This window comes from Planctomicrobium stercoris (genome assembly GCF_051465655.1).
Classification (GTDB): domain Bacteria; phylum Planctomycetota; class Planctomycetia; order Planctomycetales; family Planctomycetaceae; genus Planctomicrobium.
Genome location: NZ_CP195791.1, coordinates 749,098 through 775,053, shown reverse-complemented (window position 1 = coordinate 775,053; position 25,956 = coordinate 749,098). Strand labels below are relative to the sequence as shown.

Annotated in this window: 20 protein-coding genes; 6 read left to right on the top strand and 14 right to left on the bottom strand. The window is 57.9% G+C overall.

All coding sequences use genetic code 11. The annotated features are described in order from the left end of the window. Positions 1–29: 29 nt before the first annotated feature. Positions 30–1,598: a glutamate--tRNA ligase gene (gene gltX, locus SH661x_RS03140; protein ID WP_437227931.1), complete on the bottom strand. Its 1,569-nt coding sequence runs from the start codon at positions 1,596–1,598 to the stop codon at positions 30–32. Positions 1,599–2,038: 440 nt separating this feature from the next. Between gltX and SH661x_RS03135 the strand changes: the two genes are divergently transcribed. After that, a complete protein-coding gene (locus SH661x_RS03135) occupies positions 2,039–2,236 on the top strand; it encodes a hypothetical protein (RefSeq protein ID WP_437227929.1) in 198 nt (65 codons plus the stop codon). 71 nt (positions 2,237–2,307) lie between these two features. Here the strand turns inward: SH661x_RS03135 and msrB are convergent, their stop codons facing one another. Then, positions 2,308–2,934 (bottom strand): peptide-methionine (R)-S-oxide reductase MsrB, encoded by a 627-nt coding sequence (msrB, locus tag SH661x_RS03130; protein ID WP_437227927.1) that lies wholly within the window; start codon positions 2,932–2,934, stop codon positions 2,308–2,310. Positions 2,935–3,435: 501 nt separating this feature from the next. Here msrB and SH661x_RS03125 point away from each other — a divergent pair. Beyond that, positions 3,436–4,140, top strand: a complete 705-nt coding sequence (locus SH661x_RS03125) for a GntR family transcriptional regulator (RefSeq protein ID WP_437227925.1) — start codon at positions 3,436–3,438, stop codon at positions 4,138–4,140. A gap of 12 nt (positions 4,141–4,152) precedes the next feature. Here the strand turns inward: SH661x_RS03125 and mreC are convergent, their stop codons facing one another. The 7 genes from mreC to SH661x_RS03090 all read right to left on the bottom strand — a co-directional run bounded on the left by mreC (position 4,153) and on the right by SH661x_RS03090 (position 14,518). After that, complete coding sequence (gene mreC, locus SH661x_RS03120; RefSeq protein ID WP_437227923.1) at positions 4,153–5,091, bottom strand: rod shape-determining protein MreC; 939 nt, start codon at positions 5,089–5,091, stop codon at positions 4,153–4,155. A gap of 210 nt (positions 5,092–5,301) precedes the next feature. After that, positions 5,302–6,351: a rod shape-determining protein gene (locus SH661x_RS03115; protein ID WP_437227921.1), complete on the bottom strand. Its 1,050-nt coding sequence runs from the start codon at positions 6,349–6,351 to the stop codon at positions 5,302–5,304. A 287-nt stretch (positions 6,352–6,638) separates the two neighbouring features. Next, on the bottom strand, positions 6,639–7,505 hold the full coding sequence (locus SH661x_RS03110; protein ID WP_437227919.1) for a TIGR03067 domain-containing protein: 867 nt from the start codon (positions 7,503–7,505) through the stop codon (positions 6,639–6,641). 154 nt (positions 7,506–7,659) lie between these two features. Then, entirely contained in the window at positions 7,660–8,550 is an 891-nt protein-coding gene (locus SH661x_RS03105) for a carbonic anhydrase (protein ID WP_437227917.1), read from the bottom strand. A gap of 51 nt (positions 8,551–8,601) precedes the next feature. Further along, the gene (locus tag SH661x_RS03100; RefSeq protein ID WP_437227915.1) at positions 8,602–10,020 is read right to left on the bottom strand and encodes a proton-conducting transporter transmembrane domain-containing protein; all 1,419 of its coding nucleotides are present in this window, start codon (positions 10,018–10,020) and stop codon (positions 8,602–8,604) included. Further along, positions 10,020–11,411 (bottom strand): proton-conducting transporter transmembrane domain-containing protein, encoded by a 1,392-nt coding sequence (locus tag SH661x_RS03095; protein WP_437227913.1) that lies wholly within the window; start codon positions 11,409–11,411, stop codon positions 10,020–10,022. Before SH661x_RS03095 ends, SH661x_RS03100 begins: the two co-directional genes overlap by 1 nt. Further along, complete coding sequence (locus tag SH661x_RS03090; RefSeq protein WP_437227911.1) at positions 11,408–14,518, bottom strand: DUF2309 domain-containing protein; 3,111 nt, start codon at positions 14,516–14,518, stop codon at positions 11,408–11,410. The genes SH661x_RS03095 and SH661x_RS03090 overlap by 4 nt, the downstream gene beginning before the upstream one ends. Before the next feature lie 328 nt (positions 14,519–14,846). Here SH661x_RS03090 and SH661x_RS03085 point away from each other — a divergent pair, with 328 nt between their 5' ends. Continuing rightward, on the top strand, positions 14,847–15,773 hold the full coding sequence (locus tag SH661x_RS03085; protein ID WP_437227909.1) for a helix-turn-helix domain-containing protein: 927 nt from the start codon (positions 14,847–14,849) through the stop codon (positions 15,771–15,773). Positions 15,774–15,851: 78 nt separating this feature from the next. After that, positions 15,852–16,448, top strand: a complete 597-nt coding sequence (rclC, locus tag SH661x_RS03080) for a reactive chlorine resistance membrane protein RclC (protein ID WP_437227907.1) — start codon at positions 15,852–15,854, stop codon at positions 16,446–16,448. A gap of 18 nt (positions 16,449–16,466) precedes the next feature. On the opposite strand, the gene SH661x_RS03075 is transcribed toward rclC, so the two are convergent. The 4 genes from SH661x_RS03075 to fbaA form a co-directional block, all read right to left on the bottom strand. After that, the gene (locus SH661x_RS03075; RefSeq protein ID WP_437227905.1) at positions 16,467–17,765 is read right to left on the bottom strand and encodes an amidohydrolase; all 1,299 of its coding nucleotides are present in this window, start codon (positions 17,763–17,765) and stop codon (positions 16,467–16,469) included. A gap of 158 nt (positions 17,766–17,923) precedes the next feature. After that, positions 17,924–19,114: a substrate-binding domain-containing protein gene (locus SH661x_RS03070; RefSeq protein WP_437227903.1), complete on the bottom strand. Its 1,191-nt coding sequence runs from the start codon at positions 19,112–19,114 to the stop codon at positions 17,924–17,926. A 96-nt stretch (positions 19,115–19,210) separates the two neighbouring features. Next, on the bottom strand, positions 19,211–22,681 hold the full coding sequence (locus SH661x_RS03065; protein WP_437227901.1) for an ABC transporter permease: 3,471 nt from the start codon (positions 22,679–22,681) through the stop codon (positions 19,211–19,213). A gap of 355 nt (positions 22,682–23,036) precedes the next feature. Further along, a complete protein-coding gene (gene fbaA / locus SH661x_RS03060) occupies positions 23,037–24,077 on the bottom strand; it encodes a class II fructose-bisphosphate aldolase (protein ID WP_437227899.1) in 1,041 nt (346 codons plus the stop codon). Between the two features lie 323 nt (positions 24,078–24,400). Between fbaA and SH661x_RS03055 the strand changes: the two genes are divergently transcribed. Further along, entirely contained in the window at positions 24,401–24,958 is a 558-nt protein-coding gene (locus SH661x_RS03055) for a hypothetical protein (protein WP_437227897.1), read from the top strand. 81 nt (positions 24,959–25,039) lie between these two features. On the opposite strand, the gene SH661x_RS03050 is transcribed toward SH661x_RS03055, so the two are convergent. After that, positions 25,040–25,792 carry an ATP-binding protein gene (locus SH661x_RS03050; RefSeq protein ID WP_437227895.1) on the bottom strand — a complete coding sequence of 251 codons (753 nt, stop codon included), beginning with the start codon at positions 25,790–25,792 and terminating at the stop codon, positions 25,040–25,042. On the opposite strand from SH661x_RS03050, the gene SH661x_RS03045 reads away from it, so the two are divergent. Further along, the gene (locus SH661x_RS03045) at positions 25,785–25,946 is read left to right on the top strand and encodes a hypothetical protein (RefSeq protein ID WP_437227893.1); all 162 of its coding nucleotides are present in this window, start codon (positions 25,785–25,787) and stop codon (positions 25,944–25,946) included. The genes SH661x_RS03050 and SH661x_RS03045 overlap by 8 nt on opposite strands. Positions 25,947–25,956: the final 10 nt, after the last annotated feature.

The following is a 25,956-nucleotide window of genomic DNA, read 5'->3' as shown; positions in this document are numbered from 1 at the left end:
TTCCGCTGTCGGACCCCACCGGCAGTCCCTTACGATGAGGGAGTCCATTGCAGTGCCCGGTCGATCCGCTGCAGACAGCGATCTTTCCCGAGCAGTTCGAGGCATTCAAACATTCCGGGGCCGGTCGTTTTGCCAGTCACCGCAATGCGGAGTGCATGGACGATGTCCCCGTACGAGATTCCCTGCTGTTCCATCCACTGCTTGAACGCTTCTTCGAGCGGACCCGCCTCGAACGTCTGCGAATCGGCGAGCACCTGTCGATAACTGGCGAGAAGTTCACGGGCTCGTTCCGGTTGCTGAATCCGCTTCGCAAAGGCTTTTTCGTCGTACTGCAGATTCTCATCTGCGACGAAGTATTCCTCGTAAGCAAGGATGTCGCTGAAGAGCTTGATTCGATCTCCCAGGCTGCCGACCAGTCGATGGAGCATCTCCAGATGTTCATCGCCAGAGTTGATGATGCCAGCTTTAAGCAGATACGGCAGGCATCCAGCCACTTTCTCCTGGGTCGTCTTCTGCCCCATCCAGTATTCCTGGTAGGAGAGAAGCTTGTCGGGGTCGAGACCAGCGGGCGCTTTGACGACCCGATCCAGCGTGAAGTTCTCGACGATGAACTGCGGAGACATGGTTTCCGTCTTGTCGTCGAGCGACCACCCCAGACGCGCCAGTCCATTCAGAATCGCTTCCGGGAGGAATCCGACAGCCTCGTAATACGCGACCATCACCGGATTGAGCGACGTGGAATTTCCCAGTCCCAGCTGGGGCAGGACCGTGTCCGCGATCTCAAAGAGCTTTTTGAACTGCGGACTCTTGCGGTACTTCTCCAGCTGCTTCTCGCGTTTGCTCAGCTTCTCCTTGGTGCCCGGGGCAGCCACGAACGGAATGTGGGCGAAGATCGGCATCTCCGCTCCCAGCGCTTCGAACATGAGCGCCTGCACGGAGGTGTTCGTGAGATGCTCTTCCGCGCGGATCACGTGCGTGATCTTCAGGTCAATGTCATCGACAACGGTGGCGAAGTTGTACAGCGGCATCCCGTTCCCCCGCATGATCACGGGGTCGGCAATGAGGCCACAATCCCATTCGACATGGCCTCTCACCTGATCATCAATGGCGATCTTGCGGGACCGGTCGACCAGAAAACGGATCACATACGGTTCGCCTCGCGCGACCCGCTCGGAGACCTCGTCCGGAGTGAGCTCCAGGGACCGACGGATATTCAGGAAGGGACGTTTCTCCCGTTCTGCCGCTTCCCGGTCAGCTTGAATGGTGGCAGGGGTATCAAAGTCGCGGTAGGCCAGACCGGCATCGAGAAGTTGATCGCACGCCTTCTGATAGAGCTCTCTTCGCTGCGACTGGAAATATGGGCCATGCGGTCCACCGACTTCAGGGCCTTCATCCCAGTTGAGTCCCAGCCATCGAAACGCTTCCAGAATCGGCGACAGGGCCTCTTCGATGTTCCGCTCCTGATCGGTGTCATCGATCCGGAGAATGAACTGCCCGCCATGATGCCGAGCCCACAGCCAGTTGAACAGGGCAGTCCGCATGCCGCCGATGTGCATGTAGCCAGTGGGGGAAGGAGCAAACCGGGTACGGACGGTCATGATCAGCGGGTCAGGAAACAGGAAGAGTCGGAGGCGTGCTCGACGTCACGACGTTTCACACGAGGAAACAGGTAAAGTACGCAGCACGCTCCAACTGCGTCAATTCCCGGGCCGAGCCAAGGCTGAAACTCTCGAGGACGAATTCGCCGCAACATTCAAAAAAGCCGACACAACCACTTCACTCAGTCCGGCTGCCGCAAAACCCCAACGCTTCCCAGCCAGAAGAGTCAAGTTGTCTCCTGCGACTGGACGATAAGACTGTTTTGCTGTGATTTGCTTGCCGAAATGTGATTCTCGCTGGCCGAGGCTCGGAACATTGAAGCGGGAATCGGACGTCGTCCATCAAAACGCGACGATGCGGGAGCGAATCACACGGTTTGGAACGAATTTTCACCCTGCATTTTCGCGACAACGCCCTGCGACAAGGGCCGAGAAACTTTATGACTATTGCCGACAACGCTGTCAGCCTCTGTCTTCTGGAAGGGCTGTGTGCGGAGCTGCGGTCCCGGCTGGAACCTCAAATCGTCACTCCACCCCGGTTCCTGGAACGCTTGAACGAGGCCTGCCTGCGGGGAAAGACCATCGCCCGAGTGCTCGCAATTCTCAGCGGAACATACCTGACCGCGGTCTTCTTCTGAACGACAGTCCCGGGACCATTTCGGTTCTCGCGTTCGATCACTTCTTCCTGAGCAACAGTCTGAGGCCGGGGCTATTCCGGCGGAGAGGCAGGAGCCGCCGGAGCGGGAGTGAACTTCAGCGAAACCGAGTTAATGCAGAACCGCTGTCCGGTCGGGGTTTGCGGAGCGTCATCAAAGATGTGCCCCAAATGAGAGTCACAGTGGGAGCAGAGCACTTCTGTGCGCACCATTCCGTGACTGCGGTCGGAGACGAGTGTCACTTTGTCACCCGCTTTGGCAGCGTAAAACGCAGGCCAGCCGCAGCCGGAATTGAATTTAGTCTCAGCATCGAAGAGCTCCGTCCCGCAGGCTGCACAAGAATAGGTTCCCGGCTCGAAATGTTCATCGAACTCGTTGATCCACGGTCGTTCCGTCCCCTTCTCTCGCAGCACCCAGTACTGCTCCGGGGTGAGTCGCAGTTTCCATTCATTCTCGGAGAGTTGCAGTTTGCCGGCAGCGGGCGGCGTGGAACCAGACTCCATGACAATCTCCTCTGTAGTTGAAACGGGCTGAGATTCCTGATTCTCGACGGCAGGATCACTTTGGGAAGGGGACGGCTGCGAACAGGCTGACAGACACAGACAGACTGCGAGTGGAACCATCAGTGATCGTCCCAAACAGTTGGACGAGACCCGGCTGACCTCGAAGAAGGTGGGCATTGAGTGGCTTCCGATCCATGAAAAATTCGGGATGTCCTGATGCAATCCTCAATCTCAGGAAACAGATTTTAGTCCTGTAAGCTGTCCGCACGGTATTCCGGAAGGCATAGAAAATTGTAGGAGGATCGGCGTCAATTTCAGCAACAAACGAGTGAGTCGTAGCCGATCTAACGCGTCACGTAAGATCCCATCTCGAAGAGCCTTAAGTCCCCCACAACCCATTCGCAAGCGAACCAATTGCACGTAACATCATAATTCGAAAAATGTTACACACAATATAAAATCTTCAAGATTTCCTCTGTCCGGCGGCCTTGGAGTTTTATAATCTACCTTGTCGAAACGATACTTCGTGTGCGACCTTAATAATTTGTCATCATTCACTATCCAGGATCCAGAGGCTTGGAGCACTACGCTCTACCCCGTCCGCCCCGGCCCAATTTCATCCCCTGAAATGTCGACTGCCGCTGGGCGGAATGAGGCACAAACAAGAAAGTAGTAGACATGTCCGGAACGTTAACGCCAGCTGCTTCCACTTTCGATCACGGACTCCGACGTGAAAGAATCGTCCGCGAGATCCTCTGCGGAATCTTCACTGGAAAATTTGCCGTCGGCCAGCGGATGCGGGTCGAAACACTTGCAGAACAGTTTGAAGTCAGTGCCACTCCTGTCCGGGAAGCACTGGTCGAACTGGCCGGGATCGGGATTCTCGATCTGCAGCCGAACCGAGGCGCGGTTCTGCGTCGATTCGGTCCTGTCGAAGTTCACGAACTGGTTCAGGTCCGACGAATCCTGGAGTGCGAGGCGGTCCTGCACGCCTGTGACCGTTTTGCCCCTTATGAACTGAATCAACTGGAGCAGGAACTCGTCGCTCTGGAGAATGCCACCCGCGACGAGGCCTGGTCGATGAAAACCCGAGAGTTCGATCTCCGGTTGCATAACATGATTGCTGAGCGGTGCGGAAGCGAACGTCTCGCCCATGAGATTCGCCGTTATTCCACACTCTTCAGCGTGCTTCGAGATGCGCGGCATGCCCGCTGTCAGGCCCAGGCCAACTATTTACATCTCGATGAAAACGCGGAGCATCTGGAGATCGTCAGAGCCATGGCCGCTCACGACCCGCAAGCTGCCGTGTCAGCGATGGCCTACCACATCAATCAAACCGCTCCAGTCCTGATCAAAGATCTGTTCGGTCCCACGGAAGCCTGAGTTTGAGATGTGTTACTCGGCCGGGATCTGGCCAATCCGGTCTGGATTGAGTTCCGCCCGCAGGATGAAAAGCTCTCGGGGGAAATTCCCGGGAGCTTGCAGGGGGGCGACTTCCAGGCTCCAGTGGTTTTCACCGGACTGGACCTCTGCCCGTGTGATCCGCCCGCAATAGACCGGTTCGGATCCCGGTGAGACCAGCCGATCTGTGTAGACTTCGTCACCGACCGCGACCGCTTCCGTGGCGGTCACTTCAGTCAGCCGACACCCGGTCCCTGTTCCGACGAGGATTCCCTGCGGCCCCTGAACCGCACCGAAGGCGGAGCGCCGGACAATTCGCACCCCCATCCGGAAAGCGGGATCTGTCACCGGCTGCACGAGCGAGGTCTCTTTTCCGACCCGCACCGTGCGTCCAAATAGTCCACGCCCCGCTGTGACCAGCTGATCAGGAGTGATTCCCTGTTTCTTTCCCTGGTCGATGACCAGACCTTTTCCAGAGAGGACCAGCTCTCCCGAGTGGATCCCCTGAGCACTCCCCAGAGAGATCAGAAGCTGGAGACTGTCGCTGAACTGATCCCCGCGCTGGCCGAGAATTCGCGTGGGGATGGCATGAAAATCGACAAGGGGAACGGCATCCTCGGTTTTCGTGAGAGGGGCGGCCTGTCGAAGCTGGTCATTCTCGGACTGAAGGTCTGCGACCAGCTTCGCGAGCATCCGGTTTTGTGCCGCGAGTGTCTCCCTGTCTGCGGACGCGTCACCCGTTCTGGTTTCCCGGGAATCCGGAGTGCCCCCCAGCTTCATCACCACGTGGACCGATTCCAGTCCCAGGGCAGCGAGCGCCTGCAGTCCCGACTGGATCTGCATCTGAACCTTCTCCGGCCCTGCCTGCAGAAACAGCGTGACCAGCAGCCAGCCAGTCCACACAAGGATCGGAATTCGGATCGAAGTTTCCATCACCGCCGAAGAAACTCCTGCGATAACCCGCTCCGTGGCATCGCTCCGACGAAGCGAAAATCAATGACAAATGACAATTGAGAAATGACCATTGACCAATATCTCATCCAGACCGGTTTGGTCGATCATGTGCAGGCGATTCAGGATTTTCACCGCATGAAAGTCCATATGATCGCCTGCGGAACGTAATAGATTTTTAACAAAACCGCTCTAGAAACCGGCTCCTTCCGTCTGGAAGCGTTTCTTCCAGTGATGAAGATGCTCTAGGCAGATGGCTGTTCCCCGGGCCACGGTCGTGAGTGGTTCGGGATCGATTCGAACCGGGATTCCCAGGTGCTCCCGGAGATACAGGTCGATGTTTCGAAGGAGTGCTCCCCCGCCAGCGAGTACCAGACCGGTATCGGCGAGGTCTCCGATCAACTCCGGATCACATTGTTCGATACTGGCCTTGATGCAGTTCACCACTTTCCACAGGCATTCACCCAGTGCTTCGCGAATCTCTTCACTTGTGATGACCGCTTTGCGGGGAATGCCGCTCATGCTGTCGAGTCCGCGAACTTCTGTGGAAAGTTCATTATCCAGGGGAGCAGCACTGCCGATTTCGATCTTCAGCTGTTCTGCCGTCGGTCTGCCGATGCGCAGCGAATAGTGCTGTCGCAGGTAATCGATGATCGCTTCGTCCATGTCGTTCCCAGCGATGCGGATCGACTTGCTGGCGATGACTTCCCCGAGGCTGAGGATCGCGCACTCGGTGGTTCCGCCGCCGATGTCGCAGATCATGCTGGCGAGCGGTTCACTGATGGGAAGGCCTGCTCCAATACTGGCAGCTTTGGCTTTTTCGATGAGATAAATGCGACCGGCCCCCGCCCGTTCGATGCTGTTGTAGACGGCCCGCTTTTCGACCGAGGAAATTTCCGAGGGAACGGACACGATACAGCGGGGCCGAAAGCCGCCACTTTGCTTTGCGGCCTTTTGAATGAAGTACCGCAGCAGGGTTTCGCACAGTTCAAAATCGGTGATGACCCCGTGCCGGACGGGGTAAATCGAAACAATACTTTCCGGAGTGCGGCCGACCATCTGGCGGGCGAGCTTGCCGATGGCTGCTCCGCGGCCGAGGACTTTGCGTGTTTTCTTTTCGAGAGCGAGGACGGTCGGTTCATCCAGAACGACACCCATCCCGCGGACCGCGATGAGTGTATTCGCAGTTCCCAGGTCGATGCCCAGATCCGGGCAAAGCCAGTCTCGCAACCGATTCAGCATTCCCTTGCCAGTCAGTCCCGTCTTAGCCCCTGTCTCAGGGGTATGTGGCGGCGATCAGGATTCATTTTCCGTTCGGAAGCTGTGAGTTCGCCGCCGGAACGCCGCACGTTTGTGCGATTCACCTTCGATAGTCGCGTTAGAGACAGACTGTATCAGGACTTGCGAAATTCGGGCAAGATGATTTCCGACTGCAAAAAAGGCTGCGATTCGGGCAGTCGGGACAAGAGGAGGCCCTGAAACAAAAACGGGGGACTGATGTCCCCCGTCAGCTGAATTGCAGGTTTTCCTCAGTCGAGGACGACCCGTTTGGCCTGTCCGACTCGCCCGAAGTAGTCGACAAAAATGAAGTCGGTCGGAGAGATCGACCGGACCGTGAACGGGAAGGTATGCCCCAGCCGATCCGGGGTGATGGACGAAGTGACCGTGCAGAGGAGCTGGCTGTTAACAACTTTCCACGTCCCGGCGGAAAGGGGTGTTTCAATGAAGACCAGCTTGAATAGTCGCATCTCTTCCACGGAGCGGGTGGTGGTATAGGTACCGTCCGCGTTGTACTTCACGATGATCGATCCAAAATGATCGTCGAATTTCCAGACTCCGACCAACAGCTTGGCGATGTCCGCGTCGGTGACGACGGTGGCTGCCGGAGGGGAAGGAGGAGCCGGCGGAGCTTCTGCTGTCACCGCTGGTGCCGGTTTGGCGGGGGGTGCGGCGGCATCTCGCTGCAGAACCATCAGCATGCGCTTGCTGCCGGCTTCGGCGGAGAAGTCGGTCGGAGCAACCGTATCTCCCGGCCCTGAAAGACAGACGACCAGATTGGAACCGTCCATCTTGATAATTCCGACGGTCTGCGTCTGGTCGGAGTTGGTCAACTTGATCACGTTGGGGATGCGGGTGCCGTCCACAGAGAAGAGCCGGGCGTGAACCTGTCCGTCGATATGAGATTTGAAGAGGATCGCCCCTTCGCCGATTTCCATCTTTCCGCTCGAGGGAAGCCACTCCGGAATGGCGAGCTTGGGAATGACTTTGCCGTCTTCCACCAGGTCGGTGACAACCCAATACCCGACGAGTGACTGGGGGTTCACCTGTGCCCAGACCTGTGTTCCGACTGAAAAGAGATACAGAAAGCTGAGCGAAAACCTCAAAAACCTGCCCATGAAAATTTCCTCCTTGAAATGTTTGGACCATGACCATCGCCATGCGAGGGCTGCCGGGAATATAGATTCCGGCAGATGTCCGAGTCCACCGTGAGCAGTTTCAGGAGGATCAATCCGGCGTTCCGGCAGCGGGACGGCCGCCTTTTTCAGTCACTCAATGACTCTCCTTCCCCATCGGAACATCCTTGAGGAGTTCTGCCATCTGAACCGCCAGGGCCTGGAATTCCCCCGGGTGGCTGGGAGCCTGAGCGAGCCGGACATTGTCGTTGCTGCGAACAGCCTGTGGATTGACCGGCATGCAGACCTGATGGTTGCGAATGTTGTGAACTCCATACAGCACCTGAATTTCCCACTTCGCATTCCGCTCGACTTCCTGCTTGAGAGCGAACGCATTATGCGCAGCGTTCATGCAGACGGCAGATTCAATCAAAGCTTCCCGATACCCTGGCATCTGACGGGCATCCGGTCCCCAGACTTCCTTGAGACCATTGGCAGCTTCCCGCACCGCGACAAAGATCCGCTGCAGGACGGTCCGCAGCATCGGCGAGAGTGAACGTGACCAGTATTTCTGCGGGCGCAGGTACGCATCGACCGCCCCTCCCACAGCCCCGCAGCCGCTATGCCCCAGCATGACGACCACCCGCACGCTCTCGCTCAGAGCTTCCAGAGCGAAGTCGACGCTTCCCATGCAGACGTCCCCGAGCACGTTACCCGCCACGCGGATTACGAACAGATCGTTGAAGCCTTGCCCGAACAGCATTTCAGTCGGGACCCGGGCATCGGAACAGCCGACAACGACGGCAAAAGGACGCTGACGCGGCATCTCTCCATGAGTCCGGGGCATCCCCACTTCCAGTCCGTTGCACGGAACGATGTACTGAGGATCGCCGGCACTGACACATCCCGTCCGGCAACTTTCCATCCAGGCAGAGAACATCCGGTTGCCGTCTTCCAAAACCTTTCGGGCGGCATCAGCGTCTTCCGGAAGAGGCTTGGCCGAGGGGTTCCCCGGATCGAAGCGATAGATGTAATCGATGGTTTTCATGGCGGAAACCTGTTCAGGAATCGACCGGAGCATTCTGTTCCGGACCGGGTGTCAGGGGATGTGTTCCGTCTCTGTCGAGGGTTGTCCAAACCGCGCTCCGCGCTGCTGCATCAGTTGCCGGGCGGCGGCATACCGGGATGTCACCCCCGGCTGCGGATAAAGTCCCCCTCCAATGATTAAAGCAGCGAGAATCAAGACGGCAATCCTTTCTGAAGGTCGGCTCCGCAAATCGATGGTCGCAGCGTGCCGAGTCCCTGTGAAAATGTGAAAATACGCTTTGACGACCGCCAGACCGTTCAATGCCGACCCCGCCACGACAGCCACCACAACGGCCGGGTGAAATCGCAACGCAGCGTCGATCAACAGTTCCGAACCCACAAATCCCAGCGTCCCCGGGAAGCCGATACTCGCCAGACCCGTCAGTAAAAACAGGGCAGCCAGCCGGGGAGTATGCGTCAGCAGACCGTGATAGGTGGCCAGAGACAGACGGCCGGTCCGTGCTTCCACGCTTCGCAGCACGAGGCCAAATCCGGTTAAAGACAAGCCCACCGACAGCCAGACGCACAGGCCGCCGGTCAGCCCCAAAGCTGTGACTGTTTCCAGACCCACGAGAACCAGCGATGAATGACTCAGGAAGACATAGCAGAAGAACCGGCGGGCCTCCGATTGGACAAGTGCCATTCCCGCTGAATAAACCGCGGTGATCAATGAAAGGACGGCGATGGCATGCAGGGCTCCGTCCGGGGCAATGGGCAGGACGAGCCGCATGGCGGCATAGGCCCCCACCATCGGAGTCACCGTCAGCAGTGCCGTCCCGAACGTCGCGTGCTCAAACAGATCGGTAATCCAGCAGTGCATTGGAACACATCCGCTCCGCAGCAGGACGGCTCCGATCAGCAACGCGATTCCGAGAAGGGAGAGGGAATTCGCCTCGCCCCCCGCATCCACGAGCGACTGTCCGCTGATCAACAGCACGACAAACAGCAACATGTGCACCAAATAAACACGGGTTGGCTTCTTCAAGGCTCGCAACTCGAGCCAGGGGGGAATCGTCCCTGCTGCCAGCAGCGTCACCACCGCCCAGCGGTGCTGTGAACTCAAGGTCGCCATCAACAGGGCCTGAGAAATCAGCATGCGGGTAAATGAAAACTGACGGAACTTCGTCCGCAGTGTCGTGAGCGCGGTGAGGAAGAACGCGAGGGACACCAGTGGAAGCAGCGGTGCATTCACAGCATCGACTGCGAAGATCCGACCGCTGTCCACAGTTGAAAATGTTTCGCGAATGTGATCTGCAGAAGGTCCAGGAAGGCTCGCTCGAGCTCCTGCTCCCAGACTGATGAGCAACGTCAGCCCACAGCAGATCAACGTCCTGCGACGGGCCCGCTCCGGAGGGGAACAACGATGAACCCAGACCGCCCCCAGTGCGGGGCACAACACCATCAGCAAAATCCAGGGAAGTTCAAAGGTCATCAGCGTCCACCCTCCCCACTCGTGCCTGCTGCCTGCTGATCCGTTTTGCTCGAGCGTTTTCCTGCCAGCAGGTTCGTCCATCTCATTTCCATGGCGTTGCACCAGGAAAAGACGGCGAGAAACGGCCGGACGACATAGACACGAATCAGGGCGTCCAGGTTCCCTCGCTCGAGTGCCAGACGATAGAGACTCCGACGCGCGCGGTCTGAAAGCAGGCGGGCGGGCAGCCCCGGCCGTCGAGGAAGACGCGCCCCGATGGCATTCTCCAGTCCGTGATAATCACGCAGCAGGTTCGGAGCGCGCAAGAGCTGGAGCGTTCGCAGACAGGCGTGTCCGATGATGTGAATCAAGGCCAGGTACCGGAACCCCATTCCGATTTCAGCAGTGATGATTCCCACCTGCGTGAGGGACGCGTAGGCCAGAGCACTTTTCACATCGGTCTGAACCCGGGCAGTCATCGCTGCCAGCAGTGCGGTACTCAGCCCCAGTCCGATCACACAGGCACAGAGCAGTCCAGACAGTTCCAGAATGGGGCTGACGCGTAACAGGAGATAAGTCCCCAGATGAACGGAAAGTGCCCCATAGAAAATGGCGCTGGAGGGGGTGGGCCCTTCCATCGCCCGGGGGAGCCAGCCCGAAAATGGAATCAGTGCCGATTTCCCCGCAGCGGCCACGAGGAACAGCAGTCCGACAACCAGAGCCTGCCTGGAAGACAGGATCGCATGACCGACCGGCCAGTCCCCCTGCCCCATCAGCACTTCGAAGTCCCCTTCTCCGTTGAGATGGTGCAGCAGAAGTGCCGCCAGCAGGAACGCGGCATCCGCGATTCGATAGACCGACCAGACCCATTGCCCGTTGCGGACCGGGGAAGGACGCTCGTGAAAATACGCAATCAGCAATGCCGACGAGAGTCCCACCAGCTCCCACCCAACGAATAATGTTTCAATCGTCCCGGCCACGATGGCGAGAACCATTCCCATCAGGAACATCGCGTTCAGCAAGAAGAAGCGGTGATATCCGCTCTCCCGATGCAGGTATCGACTGGCGAAAGCACTGATTGTCCCCACCAGCACAAACGTCAGAATGACGAACGGAACGGAGAGACGGTCAAAGATGAAACTCAGGTGGAAATGGGAATGTTCTTCCGGAAGTGCGAACCAGTTACCGAACTCCACAGGAACGTGATGAATTCCGTGAGTCAGCATCAGCACGAGAATCGTCAGCGAACAGACCAGCCCTGCCAGCACCACGGTCTGCGTGAAGCGGGCTGTCGTCCCTTCCTGAACGGACACTCCGAGGACCATGGGAATCCCGATCGCTGCCAGCAGCAGACTCGGCGCGACAACGACAATGGTCCCCAGAATCCAGAACAGCTGGTCGACATCCATCACACACCCGCCGTTTCTGTCTGCGGGCAGGGCGTGATCGGCTTCGATTGATCCGGGACAATGCGGGCATATCCCAGATGATCCCGCCAGCCGCGATACCAGTCGCGTGACTGCTTCACGACGGGAAGATCGGTGGACTCGGGTTGATATTTATCGAACTGACCATGCCGATACACGTGTGCTTCCGGGGACTCCGGATTCAACACGGCGAGTTGGACCCAGGCATTGTCGAAGAGGACTTTCAGTTGCGGATTGCGATCCAGAATCCTCTGCATGATCACGGGAGTCGTTTCGATGATGTACAGGATTCTGAGCGGTTCGTGAATCTCGACCATCTGCCAGGGAAGCCCCGGACGAAGGTCGCTGGCTGCTCCGTCCATCACTCCCAGCAGTGCGGTAATGTTATGAGGAAGCTTCGAGCCACACCCGTATCCAGCGGGATCGACGTGGCTGAAGTAATATTGGAGATTGATTCCGGTACAGACTGGAATGACCGCCTGCAGGATCCGTTCAAGAATCTGTGCGTCTTCATTGTCGGCCGTCGGATCATATGAAGTCAGAAGTGCCCGACGATCCATGAAGAGCCCGGTCGTTCGGGCACGACGGCCAATGAACCCAACGGCATTCGTGGCATTTCCACATTCGGCCCGAACCTGAGAAAGATCTTCGGACCGGGCTTCCACATGCCTGAGGGCTGCCTCCTCTGACATGGACAATTCGGCGGAGATGAACCGACGGCAGCGTTCATGGGCGTTTCGTCGCCGGGCTTCCTCGATGACGCTCCTGGCGTATTCGACATCTTCACGCCGACTCGGGGGTACGCGATCGAGGTCAAAGAACGTGACTGAGTCATCACACGTATTGTGATACGACCCCAGAAACACCGTCTCCGCAGGAATTTGCAGCCCCAGTGTTTCTAATCGTTCGCGGACCCGGGAGTCGTTCAGGATCGCCGCCAGGACCCGGGCGTTGGGACCGCCGCGGCCTCCTCCGCAGGCGCCGCAATCGTACGCAGACTCATGAGGATTGTTCAGACAGGAGGAGCCGTGTCCGGTCAGGATCACCAGCCGGGAGAAGTTTCGAGTCAATCCCATGTCCGAAAGGACTCGATGGCCAATCAAGACCATTTCATCGACCGTAAACCCTCGGTGTCCATCGTCGGGACCTGGCTTGGGTTCGGTTCGTTCCATCTCCAGCCGGGTCAACGCTGGAGGCCTGATCAAACTCCCGAACAGACGCTGAGTGCGAGACGTGAGTCGCGGGAAAAGGACTCGCATCACTAGCGGAAAAGAGGCCAGGGTTCCCAGCCATGCCGTCATGGCTCCGCCCAGGATCGACCGGCTTCCGGTGTGCAGCAAATGCCGGGTCTTTCCAATCGCCCGCCGGGTTTCCTGTCGACGTCGTCCCGATGTCTGCATCGCCGGGGCCACATCTTCGGTCACATAATGCTGGGGTTTCACCATCACCGGACACAGGGGAACGAAGTGAGCATCAGCCACACCCCGGTAATACATCGCCACGCCATAAAATCCGGCCATGCCGAACGTCTCGCAGTCGGGCGCGACCTCTTCGAGATGACGACGGTACGACCCCTCCCGGGCATCGAGGCAGCAGACGACCTGCAGCCTGGGAATTCCACTTCGGGGAGTCGAAAGCCGCCCGTGTGTCAGCACTGCGTCCAGAGTCTGGTTCCGATACCGACGCTCAAATGCCTGCTGATAGAGACTTCGTCGCGACAGATCGGAGAACAATTCAATCTCCTCGACCAGCCGCTGCCAGTCCTCTCTGCTCTGGTGATGCAGTTCTTCAGGCTTCCACCCACAGACCTGCGCCAGTTGAAAGACAAGAAATGCTCGTTGGTCCACACTGACTCTCGGTGTGCGAGCGACCCGGCGGCGCAAACGTGCATGAGCAGTTCGCAGTTCTTCATGATCGCCGAGCACTTCACTCAGAGTTGACCGCAATGCGAGTCGTTCCAGCAAAAGACGGACCGCCATGTATTCCATCAACGATCCGGCAGGCGCCGGATGAACGGCCCATTCCGCATTGGTCTCCATCTGATGCAGCATCCCTGCCCAGCCTCGCAGCGATAACATCGTCTCCCGCAGGTATTCTTCCCGATCCCCTTCCTGCACTCCCAGTTCGTGCAACGACTGATCGATGAGGTCAAGAGGGTCGGTCTGCGAGTCCCGAATCCGCTGCAACAGACGCGGTAACTCGGACATCCAGGATTCCACCGGACGACTCTCTCCATAGAGTTCCGTGAAGGAGTGCAGAAATCCTTGTTCACGGCCGGGAAGAGTCCAGTGAGAGATTCCTTGATCCAGGTACGCTGCGCAAAATGGAATCAGCACGGCATTGATCATCCGGTCCACGTCCACTCCGGAAATCTGCACAAGCAGCTCACGACATCGCAGCGAGGGACGGGACTGTTGATGCAACTCGGGAATTCCATGCACACCAACGTGACAGAGATGCCAGAGCAGATGCAGGGTCATCGCTTCCCAGCGGCGGTCCCCCCATCGTTCAATGTCGGAACTTCCAAAGCGTTCCATCAACGCTGCGGCTGCAGCGTGAATTCCCTGCACCGGGGTTGAAGAGCCGTTTCTCAGATCCCGCATCACCCAGCGACGAGTCTCTTCGATCATCTGGGTTTTCACATGTGCAGGGACCTCGGAGGAGAAATGATTGAGCGCATCAGCCTCGGCGATCAACCAGCGAAGTTCCGCATCCGTCCCTGTGCGAAGAGAGTACTGCAGCATCGCCTGACGCAGCTGCATCCGGGTGCAGATTGTCCCGATCTGGACGGTGGCAGTGTCTCCCAGGTCTTCCTTCAGAACCGCCTTAATGTCCCGCAGAAGGATTCGTCCGCTGGCCAGCTTCTGCCGGAACTCCGCTTCCTGGAGATACGGCTCACTCCCATAAATGTCCCTGGCACGAGCGGCTGCCCCCTCGAAGGGCTCTGCTTCGAAAGCCTGCAGCGTGTTACGGTGAACGAAAATTTGAATCGGCCCCTGCGACGGAAGCAGGTGAGCGGCCTCTCCAATTGTCTTTGCCAGTTGAGCGTACCGCGCAGACGCTGCGGAGCCGATGTCGGCTATGGAATGCATGGGATCGCTCGATGCCTGCTGAATCTGATGTCTCGTTCGAATTCCGGGTGCAAGTGCGACATTCTTCGGCAGCAACTTGCATTTGTCGAGAAATGAGCCTGGAGATTAAAGAATTGTAATCCGTATTCGCGGAATGTCTGAATAGATTCCGGTGCGGATGAACGGATGGGGTTGTTGCAGAAGAAACCGGAGAAGAAAGGGGGCCTTCCGGGGAGACATCAGAAGCCAGAGTCGGTTCCTGTTGCTTCCAGGTCATGTACACTCCACAAAGGGAGTTGATGCCCTGTCATGTTGACCGGTTTTGTCCGCATTCCCTGGAACGCAGCTCATGCAACAGCGTCACTCTTCTGGAGGACTTTACGATCCGCGCCGCGGTGATGTCCCGATTCGCACCAGAGGCCTGGAGTTCAGCGATGCCCCTGCGGAACCGGTCCGGACAAACTACTTCAACATCTACCTGATTGAATCCGGGTCGGGGAACTGCTGGGCAGACACCTGCCAGTTTCAGTTTGGAGCCCGGACTATGCTGTTTTTCGTCCCGTATCAGCACATTCGATTCAGTCCCGCCACGCCGGTGCGGGCAGAGCTCATCCAGTTCCACGCCAATTTTCTGTGTGTCGAAACCTTTCACGCGGAGGTCGGCTGCAGCGGGATTCTGTTCAATGATCCACACGGTTCGCCGCTGGTCGAATTGAACCGTGCAACTTATGCGGACGTGACGCGTTTGATCCGACAACTTCAGAAAGAGCAGGCGAACGACGAACTGGCGTCTGAGGAGATGATGCTCGCACAGCTGAAGATCCTGTTGATTCTCGCCACCCGGTTGAAAACGTCTGGAAGCAATTGGAATTCCACGAAAATCCGGGATGCCCGGCATCCACTCCTCACAGAATTCCGCGAGATGATTGAGCAGCACTATCGCTCCCTTCATACGCCGGCGGAATATGCAGAACGGTTGCATGTCAGCGCGAAGACGCTGGGGAGAGTCGTGCGTGAGTCTCTGGGAACCACACCCACGAACCTGATCCGCAACCGCATTCTGACTCACGCGAAATGGCAACTGCTGCACACGCTGAAACCGGTCAAGGAGGTGGCGCGCGAGCTGGGCTTTTCGGACGAGCTCTACTTCAGCCGCCTGTTCAAAAAGGGAACCGGATATTCTCCGACGTTCTTTCGGGAGTTCGAAACAGAAATCCGTGGCGGGAGCAATCTGTCCATGCTTTCGTCCACAGAGTCCATTCAGACTCCAGCCTGAGATGCCCATACTGAAAACCAGCAATCATCGCCCCAGAGACTTCGGGACGATGGAAACCGGTTTCAAGCGGAGGCAATCATGTTCGGCCAGAAACTCTTTGAATGGGCGTCCCGGATGGACAGAATCGGCGTGACTGTGACACGCGCAGGGCTCATGATCGTGCTGCTGTGGATCGGCGGTCTGAAGGCGTTTCGTTATGAGGCCGACGGAATCGTGCCGTTCGTGGCCAACAGTCCGTTCATGAGTTTTTTCTACGCGCATCCAGAGGAATACAAAGCTCACAAGAATCCGGAAGGGAAGCTGGTTCCGGAGAATCGTGCATGGCACGAAGCCAACGGCACCTATGAATTCGCATACGGACTGGGAACGGTGATCGTGCTGTACGGAGTGATGATCAGTTTGAATCCGTGGTTTCCGCAGATCGCGACACTCGGAAGTTTTCTGGTCTTCATCATGTCGTTCGTCACGCTCTCGTTCCTGATCACCACGCCGGAATGCTGGGTCCCCGCACTGGGGGATGCTCAACACGGATTCCCTTATCTCAGCGGGGCAGGACGACTCGTCATCAAAGACGCGATCATGATGGGAGCAGCTCTGGTCACCATGGCGGACTCCGCGAAATCGACTCTGAGGAGATTCGCACGCCATCCCGCGACGTCGACGGCCCCGGCATGAACGTCCTGACAATCTGTCTCAGGGTTTCATGAGATCGAGCACCGCTGTCGTCAGCGTGAAGATCCCGGTCTGCAGGGATTCTTCAAAATCGGGATAGTATTTCGAAGAGTGCAGCGAAGGAGGCGACTGCCCCGCAGCGGTGAACTGGTCCAGTCGCCGCCGGCTAGTCGTGCCGACTCGATACATGAGAATCGGGACTCCTTCGCGACCATATCGTCCGAAATCCTCCGCCCCCAGTCGCGGGGGAATTTCGATCACGTTCCCTGGACCGATGGAGTTGCGGAACAGGTCAGCGATGCGTGCCGTCAATTTCTCGTCGTTGCGGAGAAACGGTGTTGAATTGATGATCGTGATCGTCGGTGCCGGCGCACGGGCTCCTGCCGCGACGGCATCTGCTTTCCGTCGAATCGCCTCCAGCAACTGCTCCCGGACTTCGTCGGAGTAGCTCCGGACTGTCAGCTGCAACTGGCACTCGTTTCCAATGATGTTGTGTTTGGTGCCTCCGTGGATCGCCCCGACCGTGATGACTGCCGGTGACTGTGGAGCGATCTCACGGCTGATAATCGTCTGCAGGGCCAAAACAAGCTCCGCAGCCTGGACGATGGGATCGATCGTCAATTCCGGAGTCGAGCCGTGCCCCCCTCGACCGTGCATGGTGATGTCGATGCTGTCGGAATTGGCCATCGCGGGGCCCGGACAGTATCCGACGGTTCCTGTCGCAAGCTCCGAGGCCACATGAATCGCCAGGCCGACGTCCGGTTTCGGGAATCGAGTGAACAGGCCGTCTGCAAGCATCGCCTTGGCACCCAGTCCTTTTTCTTCGGCCGGCTGTCCGATCAGGAGCAGTGTTCCGTGCCACTGGTCTCGATGGGACGCCAGATAGCGGGCTGCCCCCACAAGCATAGCCATGTGAAGGTCGTGCCCGCAGGCGTGCATGACCCCGGTTGTGGAACCGTCCGCTGTCGGCACCTGAACCTGTGAGGCATATTCCAGTCCGGTCTCCTCTTTGACTGGCAAAGCATCCATGTCGCAGCGGAGCATCACGCACGGCCCTTCTCCATTCTTCAGCAGCCCGACGACACCGTAACCGCCGACGCCAGTCGTCACCTCAAAACCGGCAGCTCGAAATTCCGCTGCCAGCTTCTCCGACGTCTCCTTCTCCTGCAGCGAAAGTTCCGGGTGGCGATGCAGATCGACATACAGCTTCGCGATCGAGGGAAGTTCTCCTTCAATCCATTGCTCGATTTTTTTGGGTGAATCGTCTGCAACCAGAGCGTGCGAGACGCAGATGAGAATGATGATCAGAGTGGCGAACACGGATTGTCCAGCAGCGAGATGATTCGATGCTGGCAGCGAGTCGTGATTTCGAAAGAAACGACCAGAAGTATCCCGCATCATTTACTCTCTCTCCTGCGAGGGTCGACATTCAGACCATCGCCCTGTGACGAGCAAAGCAGACCTGAAAGGAACACAGTCTAACTGGGCTGGCGCATTTTTCGACGATACGCTGTCGGTGACATCCCCAGATGTTTACGGCAGATCATGGCCAGATACCGGAAGTCGGAAAGTCCCGATTGAGCTGCGACAGCCTGCATCGGGAGATCGGTTCCCGCCAGCAACCGGCAGATGCGCTGCATCCGCGCCCGGCGAATCTCTTCACCCAGCCCCCAGCCCAGGGCAGCTCGACAACGACGCTCCAGCGTTCTTCTTCCGACGGGAACATGCCGCAGCACGTCCATGATGGTGATGGGCAGGTGTGCGTTGTCCCGAATGTAGCTGACGGCATCGACGACACTTTGATCCGCCACCGCGACCACTTCTGAAGAAGCACGGGTGGTGATGCCGATGGGAGGAAGTCGAATCGGCTCGCGTGGAACCGGTTCTCCCCCGAGCATTCGATCGAGGAGTCTGGCTGCTTCATACCCCACCTGCTCCGCCGGCAGAATGATGCTCGAGAGTGCAGGACGGGTCAGTTCACAGTACAGGTCATCATCCCCCACTCCCAGCAGCGCGACCTCTTCCGGAATCTCAATATCAGCACGTCGGCAGGCTTCTGCCACCTGTACTCCCCATGAATCGAGAGGGACAAACACCCCCACCGGCTTCGGGAGGTTTTTCAGCCAGCGTCCCAGCAGAGGATCCAGTTCCCATTGCTGTCCGAACGCCGGATCCGGCACCGCATCACGATTGCTGCCCCTGGGCCGTGCAGTCCGTTTCGCCCGATAGTTCTCGACGTGAAAGCCCGCCGTCCGGACCGCCTGCTCAAACGCGGTCTGACGTTCCGTGGAGAAGAGATGATCGGGAGAGCCGATGTAGGCGAATTGTCGAAGCCCCAGTTCCAGGAAGTGCCGAGCAGCCAGTTCGCCAACCTTGCTGTTGTCGATATTCACCCACGCAAAGCGATGCTGCGGCAGTGCTGCGGAGATATTGACGACGGGCCGGCGCCATTTGGCCAGCTCCTGTTCCATCTGCCGCGAAGTGACGGAGGCAATGATCCCTGCCGGTCGGAAACGGCTGCGCATCTGCAGCGTTTCGACTGCGGGAGTCAGCGAGGTGACCTGCCATTCGGGGCAGGCTTCGATGTAGCGTCGAATCCCTCGCAGCGCGTGCCGGTAGTACGCGAAATTCTGAACGATGACGAGTCCGACGTGCTTCTCGGCGTTCACGACCTGCTCTCCGGGGTGTCGCTGGATTCTACATCGCTGTAGCGATTTTGACCAGCCGACTTCCGCAGCTTCGAGCTCCGCCTCACCCTCCCGGAGTTACGATTCCCTGCGCAGTGTGGACAGAATCGGAAGTCCAATGATGGCACGCACTGCGGCAATCGATGCAAGCATTCCCAGCAAAAAGACCCCCAGAATCAGACCCAGCAGGCTCCCCCAGGGTGTCTTGGAGACGGTTGTCGACAGGTGTGGCGACATCGCCAGCAAGGCGGAGACAGTCCCGCAGATGAGACCGGCCCCGAGCAGGAACGCGTTCTCCCACACGACCATTCCCGCCATCTGTCGAGCCTGAAATCCGATCGCCCGCAGCAGGGCAAATTCACCGGCACGTTCCAGAACGTTGCGGAGCATCACCGTCGCCAGCCCGATCGTCCCCAGCAGCAGGCCCAGCCCTCCGAGCGTCTGAAACGTGGAAAGGTATGTGTTCTGAACAGCTAGAAAGTTGGCTAGACGCTGCGAGACCCGTTCGACATCAAACCCTTCATCGCTCAGCTTCGATTCGAGCAGACTTGAGAGTTCATCCGCGTTCGACAAGGGTGTCTCGATCAGGAAATAGCGGAACCCCGCCTGTTCGGGAAACAGCTTGAGAAAGTTCTCTTCGGACATGACCAGCACCCCCTGAAAGACGCTGTTGGCAAACATCCCCACCACCTGCAGCGTGTCCTGCGGGTTGGAATCATCGGGAACAGAAATCGTCGCACCGATTCCCTTGTGCAGGCTGTACATCAGGGTGTTCATGTCACCCAGCACCGGAATGCGGCCATCCGGAAGAGTCTGCTTGAGCAGTTCCCAGGGATGTGCGACACGGGTGTCCGCGAACAGGAACCGATCTTTGGAGACGAACTCCTGAAGCACGTCGTCCGGAACGCCGAGGATGGTGGGTAGCTGAGTCTGGTAGAGATTCAGGCAGCTGGCATTTTCACCCGGTTTCATCCGAAAAGGAAAGACTCGGGCGTCGTCGAGGGGCGATGGCAGGATTTCGTTCTGTATCGGTGTCAGCCGCGCGCGTCCTTTGCCTGTATTCAAGTCATCGAGGATCGGAACGCTCGACTGCGCCACCAGCGTAAAGCCGCCGTTCCCTGAAAGGACACGTGGCTCATCCCCAATCGGATTCATCTGCCCGGCAGCGACCGCCACAATCACAAACGTTGCACAGGCCAGTAGACTGGCAGTCAAGACGCTGCGACTGCGGTTGCGGGCTGCATTCTTGAACCCCAGTCGAGCGGTGCTGCCCGTACCAACAATGGGCAGAATTCGACGGGAACTGAGCGTGAGCGCAAAGGCAGCCAGACACCCTGTCAGAAGTCCGATGCCGATGAGAAAGAACATCACGACGCGCCAGGAGAAGCCGCCAAACGCTTCGACATCAGGAATCACGCCGGCAAGTGTCAGCACAAGCAGAAGACCGGATCCCCCGAGCCCTAGCAAGGCGAGCCATCGAGCCAACCAGGAAGCCGTGGGGCCGATGCCGTCATCGATGGCTCCGCTGAGCAGTTGGCGCGGCGAACGCTTGAGTGCCTGACGTTGTCCCCACCAGATGGCGATCGTCGCCACAATCACCGAGATCAGGAGCCCGAGCAACAAGCTGCCGGGGTGAATCGAGAGGTATAAAAACTTCGTCCCGACCGCCCCGTACCACCACGTTTTCAATCCGTGAATCATCAGCGCCGCATAGCCAACTGCTGCTGCCAGCCCGATCAACCCGCCGATGACAACAAGCCATCCCCCTTCCATGAACAGTAGACGGCCGATCCTCAACGGAGTCAATCCGATTGCGGAAAGCAGTCCCATCTCTCGCAACCGTTGTTCGACTCCAAGTCGAAACAGCAGACCCACAAGCATGGCTGCCGAGAGAATCAGAAAGAAGCTGAAGCCGATGAACAGGCCGGTGAAGTCGGTCGTCCCCTGAGCCGCCTTCAGACCGATTTCCCGCACGGGTTGCACATTCATCCCAAGCTTCCGCAGATCGAGTCGGGAGAGAAACTCCTTTTCGAATTCCTGCTGCAGCTGTGACAAAGTCTGCCCGGCACGCGGAGCCATCCGGACGGTCGTCAGTGTTCCGTAACGACTCTGCCAGAGTTCCTGTGCTTTTTTCAGGCACAGATAGAGCTTGGGAGTGGTCCGGTACTTTGACCAGTAATCGTCGTCGCGATCTGTGATTCGCTCGCGTTTGAGCGGAAACGGTTCACGCCAATCCGCGTAAGACTCTGCATCCGTCACGCCGGGAACATCGGGCGTATAACCTTGATCGTCGGCAGCCCCTTTCAGAGCGACGATTCCTGCCACAGTGAAAGTCTGTTCCGATTCGGGCAGTTCTCCGCGATCCCCCACGACGTGATACTTCACCTGAACCATATCGCCAACTTTGACTCCCAGATCTTCAGCGATCCAGTCGTTCAGATAGACTGCGTTGTCAGTCAACGGCTGGTGCTCGCCGACAAATTTGAACGGTCCAAACGGAGAGTCCTCTACGGGATCAACTCCTGCGATAACGGAGTACATCGAGTAGCGATCCGGGCTGCTGGGATTCCAGATCTCATTGGCGAGATAGACCAGAACCGGGGACGTCGAAGCACCGACTTCGGACGCCGTCCTCAAGGCCAGGCTGGAGAGAGTCGGCTCCAGATACATCTGCTCACTCTCCAGCGAGAGATACCCGTGCTCGGTGTTTTCGACCAGCTTCAGTCCCAGATCCGCGAGCGTCATTTGAAGTTGCAGGTCTGTTGTCAGTTGTTCGACAGAAATCCCGGAAGAAATGAGTAACGTATTGACCCGGGCCGGCTTGGGGACTGGATTGCGACGCGACCGTTCGACTGCCCCCAGCCCGATTGCCTCCTGTAGATCCGGCAGAAAGACGTAGACGTTTGCCGGAAGTTGCTGTGTCGGATTCATGCCCAGACGTGCCAGACCGAGGCTGTCAGGAGCGATGCCGGAAACTTTCAATGCGAGTTCGGTGACCGTCTGATTCCGCTCCCCCAGAAGTGCATCACGCGGCACAGCGGAAGGGATTTCAATCACCAGCGAGAGAGGATCACCGACTTCAATCTGGAGTTGCTCGGCGACACGCTGATTCACGACAACTTCACCAGCGGCGGGGACTGCTATCTCGCCATGGTCGAGAAGTTCCCAAAGGCGTTGATCCGCTCCGTAAACGTTGATCTGGCTCGCTCTCGTGACGGAATCTTTCGACTTCGCAAATTCCACGGTCCCGGGAAGGATCAAGCTGGGAGCGACCACCAGAGAAGATCGACCGGCCGAATCGCTTTCAGATTCAGCTGACTGCTGCAGGTCACCCGCCAGCACCTCACGGAAGAACCTGCCCCCCAGGACAGCATCGTCGATTTTTCCAAGTCGAACGTTCGACATCTGAACGAGACTGTCCCGGACAGAATCACCGACGATCAACGCGCCGGCGATCACCGCTGTGGCTGCGACCACCCCGAGGATGACTGCGAGGTTCGTACGCCAGTAGAAAACCAGATTCCGGATGAGCAGTTGTCGGTATGTCATACGGAAATGTTAGTGAAATTGATGCGAACAGAGGAGCAACGAGGGAGATGCGAAGGACATTGGGGACACTGACTTCATTCAGGATAGGATTTGAAACGCAGAGTTCGCAGAGGACGCGGAGAAAGGAAAGAAGAGAAGAGCTTGAAGATTTCGACAATTCCAATTTGCAAAAAGCTGATCCCTGCCAGAGCGGTTCCATTTCACTCCCCTGTCTTCCTCAGCGAACTCGGCGCTCTCTGCGTTTCAAAACTCTTCTCTCTCCAAGCCCCCGATAAAAAAAGACCGCCGAGCGAACCCGGCGGTCTTTCCATTTGAAACTTGCCGTCGATGCCATCGACGGGCTTTACTCGCATTCTCAGACTTTGCCGAAGATCGTCTTGCCGGCAGAGTGCAGGTCTTCACACGCTTCGCTCATGCGCTTGGCCACACCAGCTTCGCCCAGCTTCAGATAAGCCCGTGGGTCGTAGGCCTTCTTGTTCCCAACTTCGCCGTCGACCTTCAGGACGCCGTCGTAGTTCTTGAACATGTGTTCGGCGATCGGACGGGTGAAGGCGTACTGGGTATCGGTGTCGATGTTCATCTTCACCACCCCGTAGGCCAGAGTCTCTTCCAGCTCATGGCGAGGAGTGCCCGATCCACCGTGGAAGACGAGATCGAACTCGGCGTCTTTGCCGAACTTCTTGATGACCGCATCCTGCCCCTGCTTGAGGATGTCCGGACGGAGCTTCACAGCACCCGGCTTGTAGTGACCATGCACGTTGCCGAACGTCGCTGCGAACATGTATCGCCCCAGGCCGTTCAGTGCTTCGTAAACGGCGAGCATGTCTTCCGGAGTGGTGTACAGCTTGGAATCCGGAACGTGTTCCATTTCGGCCCCGGCAGCACCATCTTCTTCACCGCCGACCACACCTGCTTCGATTTCGAGAATGATCTCATGCTCGGCGCACAGCTTCAGCAGTTCCTTGGAGAGCTTCATGTTCTCTTCGAGGGGAAGATTCGAAGCGTCCAGCATGTGCGACTGGAACAGATTTCCCTTGCCGGCAGCCCGGCGTTCAGCAGTGGCCTTGATCAGCGGCTTGAGGAAGGTTTCTACTTCCTTCGGCGGGCAGTGGTCAGTGTGCAGACCGATGAGCACGTTGTGCTTCTCTGCCAGCCGGTGAGCAGCCTCAGCCAGCACGATCGTTCCCAGAACAGAATCGCCGACGTTCAAGCCGGCCGCGAATTTTCCACCGCCGGTCGAGATCTGGATAATTCCGTCGGACTTCATATCCGAGAATGCTTTCAGCGCGCCGTTGATCGTCACAATGGAAGTGACGTTAATGGCGGGATATGCATAATCCCCCTTCTGGGCAGCGTCCAGCATTGCGGCATATTGGGCGGGGGTTGCGATAGGCATCGATTCAGACTCCAGGACTAAAATGGGGTTGTAACTTGCTCTTCGATTGATGCAGAACTCGGAGTTTTATCTCATCGGCTCCCGATCGTCGAACGTCACGACCCGGGATGACCGGAGAACAGCGAATTCCAGAATTTTCACGGGTCTCGCCGTTGAGCGTCGGCACCCGTCACGCTTTTTCCGAGGAGGCAGCGTATCACGTTTCTTCCGCGAGGAATATGATACTTCGGACATTTTCAATCCACCGGCTCGCGAGCCATCAATTCTCGGTGATCAGTCCCTTCAGGCAGCGAACGAATGTTCATCGCAGGTCGACTGCAAACATGACAGCTTCCCCCTTCACGCCCGCTGAGTCCGAGCCTTCCCGCGCCGGTGAAGCAGCAAACTGGCGGTACATTCTGATCGATCAGGGGTTAATCGCGATTCCGGTGAACTTCGGGATCAACTGGGGAATTGCCTGGTCCGTCTTCCGCAGGATGCCCGTCGTTCCTCTCCGGGGCGAACTCAGTCTCGAATCCGATACAATTGCGACGTGCTGGATGCTTCCGCTCATCTCGTGCCTGATCGTGACGGGGCTCACTCGACTGGAACTCCGCCGCGGCCGTGTTCCCGGATGGCAAGCACAGCATGCGAAATCTGCCTGGGCCGATGTTCTGTTCAACAGCCTCGTCGCGAGGGCGACTGCATGGGGAGTCGCCGGCCGCGTCCTCGTCGCCCCGCTGGCGGTCTGGCTCATCTCCGCATCCGGTTTAGAAAACCTGCCGTTTTGGAATTTTCTTCTGTTCAAAGCGACGTTCGCGAGCGTCCTGGGGATCTTCTTCTGCCCCGCCCACGCCTGGTGGGCGCTGCATGACCGTGTCAGCAGAAACGTCGCCGGGTGAATCACGCCAGGACTTCACTCAGGCGAAGCTGCCGGCGGAGAAAGAATCTCAGCGGTCTCGATCCACGCCATCAAGTCAGGTTCAGACCAGCTCGGCAGCCAGCGCGTGAACCATGTCTGCATCGATCTGAACGACTCCTTCGGCTTCACTGGCCAGCGACGCCAGTTCCGCCAGCTGTCGCAGTCGTCGAATTCGTCCGTGAGCAACCTCCTGGGCAGCCTGAATTCCCTCGGGAGTGAAGCGGGCATGGCTTCCGCGCTCTCGCAATTCGCGAGACAGCAGCTGCATCGACTCCCGTTGGGCGAGGTCCTGCAGCTCCACTCGCAGCCAGATCTGCTCATGAAAGAATGTCTGCCACGCGTCGGTGAGAGGTCGCCCGGCAGCGAAGATCCAGGAGCAGCTGTTGCCGAAAGAATCCAGAAGGCGGCTGAGTGGTGCGATCACAGCGTCTTCAGAACGTTCGACGTGATCGATCAGGAATGCCAGCTTGCGATGGGAGCTGCGACTCGACTCCGCGTATTCGCGCAGCCACAGCCAGCAATCAACAGAGTCCGTACAGGACGACAGACCGGAACCGAGCCGTGAGCTGATCAACCACGGAAATTCGGTGGAGGAAACGCCAGCCAGATTCACCTGTGCAACGGAAATCCCCTCACGTCGCAGCTGCCCGGCCAGTTCCGAGAGGCACCAGCTTTTGCCTGTGCCGGACGCTCCGGAGACGAGTCCGCTGGCACCGGTGTGAGCCAGATAGCGCAGCCGCTCCAGGGCTTCGGTGCGGTGCTCCGATTCCGTGGGGCGGGCGACCTGGGGAGTAATCGTTCCGAGTGTGTCCATCGTCGAACATCTCTCTGTGGAGATTGTGCATCCTTCCGGTCATGGAGCGGCCCATCAATCCGGACTCTCAGCGCGTCAACAGAAGTATCGACCCGATTCCAAACCCGTCATGAACCTGTTTTCCGCTGCAACCTGTCAGCTGTTGTTCATGTGAGAAAAAATGA

Bases quoted from the DNA above. Each gene is read 5' to 3' on its own strand.
- gltX (WP_437227931.1), bottom strand. From the start codon at position 1,598: ATGACCGTCCGTACCCGGTTTGCTCCTTCCCCCACTGGCTACATGCAC.
- SH661x_RS03135 (WP_437227929.1), top strand. From the start codon at position 2,039: ATGACTATTGCCGACAACGCTGTCAGCCTCTGTCTTCTGGAAGGGCTG.
- msrB (WP_437227927.1), bottom strand. From the start codon at position 2,934: ATGCCCACCTTCTTCGAGGTCAGCCGGGTCTCGTCCAACTGTTTGGGA.
- SH661x_RS03125 (WP_437227925.1), top strand. From the start codon at position 3,436: ATGTCCGGAACGTTAACGCCAGCTGCTTCCACTTTCGATCACGGACTC.
- mreC (WP_437227923.1), bottom strand. From the start codon at position 5,091: ATGGAAACTTCGATCCGAATTCCGATCCTTGTGTGGACTGGCTGGCTG.
- SH661x_RS03115 (WP_437227921.1), bottom strand. From the start codon at position 6,351: ATGCTGAATCGGTTGCGAGACTGGCTTTGCCCGGATCTGGGCATCGAC.
- SH661x_RS03110 (WP_437227919.1), bottom strand. From the start codon at position 7,505: ATGGGCAGGTTTTTGAGGTTTTCGCTCAGCTTTCTGTATCTCTTTTCA.
- SH661x_RS03105 (WP_437227917.1), bottom strand. From the start codon at position 8,550: ATGAAAACCATCGATTACATCTATCGCTTCGATCCGGGGAACCCCTCG.
- SH661x_RS03100 (WP_437227915.1), bottom strand. From the start codon at position 10,020: ATGACCTTTGAACTTCCCTGGATTTTGCTGATGGTGTTGTGCCCCGCA.
- SH661x_RS03090 (WP_437227911.1), bottom strand. From the start codon at position 14,518: ATGCATTCCATAGCCGACATCGGCTCCGCAGCGTCTGCGCGGTACGCT.
- SH661x_RS03085 (WP_437227909.1), top strand. From the start codon at position 14,847: ATGCAACAGCGTCACTCTTCTGGAGGACTTTACGATCCGCGCCGCGGT.
- rclC (WP_437227907.1), top strand. From the start codon at position 15,852: ATGTTCGGCCAGAAACTCTTTGAATGGGCGTCCCGGATGGACAGAATC.
- SH661x_RS03065 (WP_437227901.1), bottom strand. From the start codon at position 22,681: ATGACATACCGACAACTGCTCATCCGGAATCTGGTTTTCTACTGGCGT.
- fbaA (WP_437227899.1), bottom strand. From the start codon at position 24,077: ATGCCTATCGCAACCCCCGCCCAATATGCCGCAATGCTGGACGCTGCC.
- SH661x_RS03055 (WP_437227897.1), top strand. From the start codon at position 24,401: ATGACAGCTTCCCCCTTCACGCCCGCTGAGTCCGAGCCTTCCCGCGCC.
- SH661x_RS03050 (WP_437227895.1), bottom strand. From the start codon at position 25,792: ATGGACACACTCGGAACGATTACTCCCCAGGTCGCCCGCCCCACGGAA.